The organism is Streptomyces sp. WZ.A104 (assembly GCF_002382885.1).
Taxonomy (GTDB): Bacteria; Actinomycetota; Actinomycetes; order Streptomycetales; family Streptomycetaceae; genus Streptomyces.
In genome coordinates, this window is record NZ_NWVL01000155.1 from 1 (window position 1) to 4,544 (window position 4,544).

Sequence of the window (4,544 nt, forward strand, 5' to 3'; positions counted from 1 at the left end):
CGTAGGCCACACGCCAGGCGTGCCAGTCAAGCTGGGCACCCACACGCCAGGCATGTCGATACGGCACCCAACGACACGCGAGACGTGCCGCCACAGCCTCTTGACCTGGGGCGACGTGCAGCCCCTCTCTATCTCTCTTGGAAGACTCCAAGCGATGTACGTCAAGGTGAAGACGTACAGGCGCAAGCCGAAGGATCTACGACAGTGCGGCCCCGGAAGGGGCCGACATAGGGAAGCCCCTTACTCCAGCGGCGAAGAGAAGCAGGGCGCGACAGCGCCCCACAGGCAAGGAGGCAAGTGGCAAGTGGATGGGGGCGGCTCCGCCGCCACAGTCGCAAGCACTCAACGGCGGAGCGGCCCCGGAAGGGGCCGACAGAGCAAGGGCAAGGGGCAAGCCAAGTGGGGCGCTGCCGCGCCCCCACGGAGCAAGCCCGCTAGACCAAGGGCATACGGCTTGTGGGCCGCTACGCGGCCACCTGTCGAAGACTCCAGAGCAAGGGGCGAAAGCCTTCACTCTCTGCACCTCGCCGCCGTTGCCAGCAAGGCTGGTGTAAGCCTGTGATCAGGCACTATCCCTGCGCCGGCCGAGGGTGCAGGCCGCTCTGACGCCCCCTGAAACCGTGGCAACGGGAGCCCTGCCAAGGTCTACCGATGACACTTCCCCCGCCGGTGCCTTAAACCCTGATCGACCTTGAAACCGGGGCGCGATCTTTTCTGCCAAGACCCGGCGGTGCGGCAAGGACCCTTCAGGGGGTCATACCCCCACCCCTCCGCCGTCGCCTCACGTCTCGACTCTGCCCCTACCTCTGCTCCGTCGCCGTCGCTTCCCTGGCAGGCGAACGGCTGTGCGCCTACGTGAGCGGCCGACAGGCCGCACGTCTACCCGAGAGGCGGTGGACAGACGGTAGGCCGTAAGGCAGGCGCACAGCCTTTTGCCGATGCAGACGCAGCCGTAAGGGCAGGGGGAAGCGCAAGGCAGGGCGCGGCAGCGCCTCACTGTCCGCAGCGTCAGAGCAGCCACGACATGGCGTCTCGCAAACCTTCGTTATCGGGACTGTTGGGCCACGCTCGGGGCGTGTCCGTTTCACCCCCGCTCGACTGTCCCGTAACCCGTCCCGAAACATCTCCCCTCGGACTAGCTTTCGGGACACGTTTATGGGACTGTCTCGTCATGACCACGAACACCCCGGCCGCACAGGTCGAACGTCACGACTGCCCGAAGTGCCAGGCCCCCTCCGGTAGCCCCTGCCGTACGACCACGGGCAAGGTGGCAGCGAACTACCACACGGGCCGCTTCGCCCTGGTGCCCGCGCTCAAAGCGGAACTGACCGTGAAGACTCCGGCCGACCGCAACCCCGGCAAGGCATGGACACAGGGCGCACCCCTTCAGCAGGCACCCGACGCGACGCCGGGCGCAGCGATCCGACTGGGCTACGCCAGGTGCAGCACTGTTGGACAGGAACTCCAGTCCCAGTTGGACATGCTTGCCCGTGCCGACTGCACCCGCGTGTTCTCGGAGAAGATCAGTACCCGTGTGAAGGAGCGGCCGGAGCTTGAGAAGGCGCTCACGCTGGCACGGGAGATCAAGGCAGCCGCGCCGAACCAACCGGTCATCCTGACTGTGGTGGAGATGAAGCGGCTCGCCCGCAGTGCGGCGGAACTCATGACGTTGTCCTCCACCCTTCAGGCGGACGGCATCCAACTGGAACTCCTGTCCGGTCCCCTGCAAGGGGTGTACGACCCGAACGGGGCAGGCGCGATCGTGTTCGCCGTCCTCGCCGTCAGTGCAGAGGTGGAGCGGGAAGGCATACGGGAGAAGACGTTGGAAGGGCTGGACGCTGCGGCCCGTAAGGGCAACGTCGGTGGGCGTCCGTCCGTGGTGGACGACGACAAGCTAGCTGTGGCCCGTGCCCGGCACGGCAAGGGGGAGAGCGTCACGTCCATCGCTAAGGCCCTGGGAATCGGCAGGGCCACGCTGTACCGCCACCTTGGAGAGAGCGCCTGAGACAGACGCACACGGACGCACAGGCAGGCCCCCGGCATCACGTCGGGGGCCGCTGTCATGCACGGGCCTGTGTCGCCGTCTGAGCGATCCGGACGATGCCGACCCCTGCCAGCCACGGGGGAAGCTGACAGGGGCCAGCACAGGGGCGCTGTCGCTCTCGCGCGCCCCTTCCGTCACGCCAGGGCTGTAGGCCCCTCACGGGGCCGACTGTGTTGCTCGCCGTCCCCCGGCATGACGGGTGCTTGCCCGTCGTCGCGAACCACCATCGCGAACGACGTACAGATACGCCGGAACCCTCGATGGTTACTCCGGCCGGTGTGGCTCATGCACTCCACGTCCACTGCCGCACCGTCCGTTGAAGGCGTCGCCTTCCACTGGCAGTGCAGGCACTCCGCCTCGTAGGTCACGTCCGTATCCGGATGCTGCGCGATCCGGTGTCTGACGTAGCGCAGCAGAGCGCGGCTCACCGCTTCCCCCGCGTCTTGTGCGGGTGGTTGCGAATCTCCACATCGGCATCCGTCGCCGCCGACAGATCGCCCCTGTCCCGCGCCGTCTGCCTCTGTCTGGCAAGCGCCTCGCACACACCGCAACCAGCCTTCGGTTTCGGGGGCGGTTTGGGAAGAGTCAGATGTACCGGCCCGCTCATGGTCGTCCGCCTTTCGCTCACACCGTGCGCCTTCCGATCCGGGTTCAGCGACAGATGATCCATCTACCACGCGGCCAGTCGGCCAGTTATTCGCGTTGCGGGATAAAGATCATGAACGGAAGAGATTCGCCCACTCCGTGAGCGCTCGCCTCACATCTTCACCAAAGAGAGCGTTTCGTTCGTACATCTCGAACACCCTTAGATGCTCGGCAATATCCCGAGAATCCTGGAAGACTATTCGCCCCGTGAAAGTCTCCACCGTAGCGAGACGCTGGTCGTAGACAGTGAAAGTATTCATAGGTCCACGACTCATGACCGACTCGATCGGGAGTACGCCGATGCGCACGTTTGGCAGGTGGGACAGCGATACGAGACGGTCAACCTGCACGGCCATGGCAGCCCGGTGGATCACGGGCCATCTCACCGCTTGTTCCGTCAGTAGGAAAGTGAACGTCTTGGTGGAGTCATAGAGAACCGCCTGCCTCTCCAGCTTCCTGGCGACCGTCTTCGTTTTATCGCCTGGCGATCCGCTGAGACTGGCTTTTACGTACTCCGGTGTAGCGAGAAGTCCGGTCACCATAGCGGGCAGAAAGTAACGGAGCGTCGTGGCTTCAGACTCCAGGCCAGCCAACTCCGCTTGTCGCTTCTCTAGGCCCCTTCGCCACGACGCCCGCTTGCCCTGCCACTCCGTATTAGCGAGCCTGGCAAGTGACATCACCTCAGCCACTTCCGCCGGGGAAGCCTCCAGAACTCTCAGGATCAGTTCCACGTCAACGAGGTTCGGCCCTACCCTGCCAGTCTCGATGTTGCTGAGTTTCGTCTGTGACATGTTGCAGCGCTGAGCGAGTCGAACCTGGGAAAGTCCGACCCGCTTTCGCAGCTCTCGAAGCGACGCGGCTAGATCAGCTTTGGACTGGCCTAGCTGCTCAGGTTGGAACGTCAAGGCCCTTCACGTACTCCCCGAAAGGAACGGCACGCTCCAAGGCGATCCGCTTCCATTCCCGATAGGGCGCAGGGTCTCCCTCGTACACCTCGCGGTTTACCTGCGTGCCGTCCGGGCGGAAGTTGAGGTGAGCGATACGCCTTCCATCGAACATCCACCAGTCGCAGCCAGTGAGGGGCAACCCGTAGTCGTCGTGCGTCACGTCCAGAATCCGGATGTCCTCACCGGCTTCGATGTTTCCCGGAATTCCCCAGGCGAACTGATAGCGCTGATACTCGGTTAGGGGGCGACGCACAACGCGAACACGTCCGATGCTGCGCCCGGAATCCTTGTACCCCCGGACCCGCTCATGCCAGCGCGAGTTGTGTCCAAGCGGCTTAGCCTCACCTCTCAGGTACCGAGCTACGTTCTCCTGTTCCTTGGGCATGGTGTACGTGGGCTGTGCCTCGAATCGCCACGCCTCACGCTCGAAGGCGTCGAAGAAATCACGCCAGGCGTCACCATCCAAGAGCACGAACAGCCTCCCTGAGAACGTGCTCGGGAATCTTCACCAGTGCCTCACCGGCCGGAGGCTGGAAGGCGGAACACCGATCCCCTTGCACAACGATCCCGCCGTCCGCCTTATCCACGTACAGGTTCGGGCAGTCGTCATCGTCGCAGTTGGGGCCGCCAGTGTTTCCCGTAAGGCGGTACAGATCATCTCGCGCCATGATTCCCCCTCTTCCGTGCAGGGCTCATCCCTGTAGATGACGACGCTAGAGCGGTGCGGCAACCCGCGTCTACCAGGGAACGCGGGTATTCGCGTTGTCGGGTAGACCGCTCATGCGCCACCGCCGACGCCACGCATCAACCCTGGCCGTTGAGGCAGGGCGGGGACGCGGGTACGCACACGGGAGTGCGGCACTGCGGTAGGGTCGCACTCTCAAAGTGGTTGCTTCGCAGTGTCGAAG

4 protein-coding genes are annotated in these 4,544 nt (G+C 64.2%); 1 reads left to right on the top strand and 3 read right to left on the bottom strand.

All coding sequences use genetic code 11. The features are described from left to right. The first annotated feature begins 1,171 nt into the window (after nucleotides 1-1,171). Nucleotides 1,172-2,005 (top strand): recombinase family protein, encoded by an 834-nt coding sequence (locus tag CIB93_RS36755; RefSeq protein ID WP_096633104.1) that lies wholly within the window; start codon nucleotides 1,172-1,174, stop codon nucleotides 2,003-2,005. 755 nt (nucleotides 2,006-2,760) lie between these two features. Here CIB93_RS36755 and CIB93_RS36770 read toward each other — a convergent pair. Genes CIB93_RS36770 through CIB93_RS39380 form a run of 3 tightly spaced genes read right to left on the bottom strand, consistent with a single transcriptional unit; the run spans nucleotide 2,761 to nucleotide 4,304 of the window. Beyond that, nucleotides 2,761-3,594 carry a helix-turn-helix transcriptional regulator gene (locus CIB93_RS36770; protein ID WP_096633106.1) on the bottom strand — a complete coding sequence of 278 codons (834 nt, stop codon included), beginning with the start codon at nucleotides 3,592-3,594 and terminating at the stop codon, nucleotides 2,761-2,763. After that, nucleotides 3,578-4,108 (bottom strand): DUF6879 family protein, encoded by a 531-nt coding sequence (locus CIB93_RS36775; RefSeq protein ID WP_096633107.1) that lies wholly within the window; start codon nucleotides 4,106-4,108, stop codon nucleotides 3,578-3,580. The genes CIB93_RS36770 and CIB93_RS36775 overlap by 17 nt, the downstream gene beginning before the upstream one ends. After that, on the bottom strand, nucleotides 4,092-4,304 hold the full coding sequence (locus CIB93_RS39380; protein WP_096633108.1) for a hypothetical protein: 213 nt from the start codon (nucleotides 4,302-4,304) through the stop codon (nucleotides 4,092-4,094). Before CIB93_RS39380 ends, CIB93_RS36775 begins: the two co-directional genes overlap by 17 nt. Nucleotides 4,305-4,544: the final 240 nt, after the last annotated feature.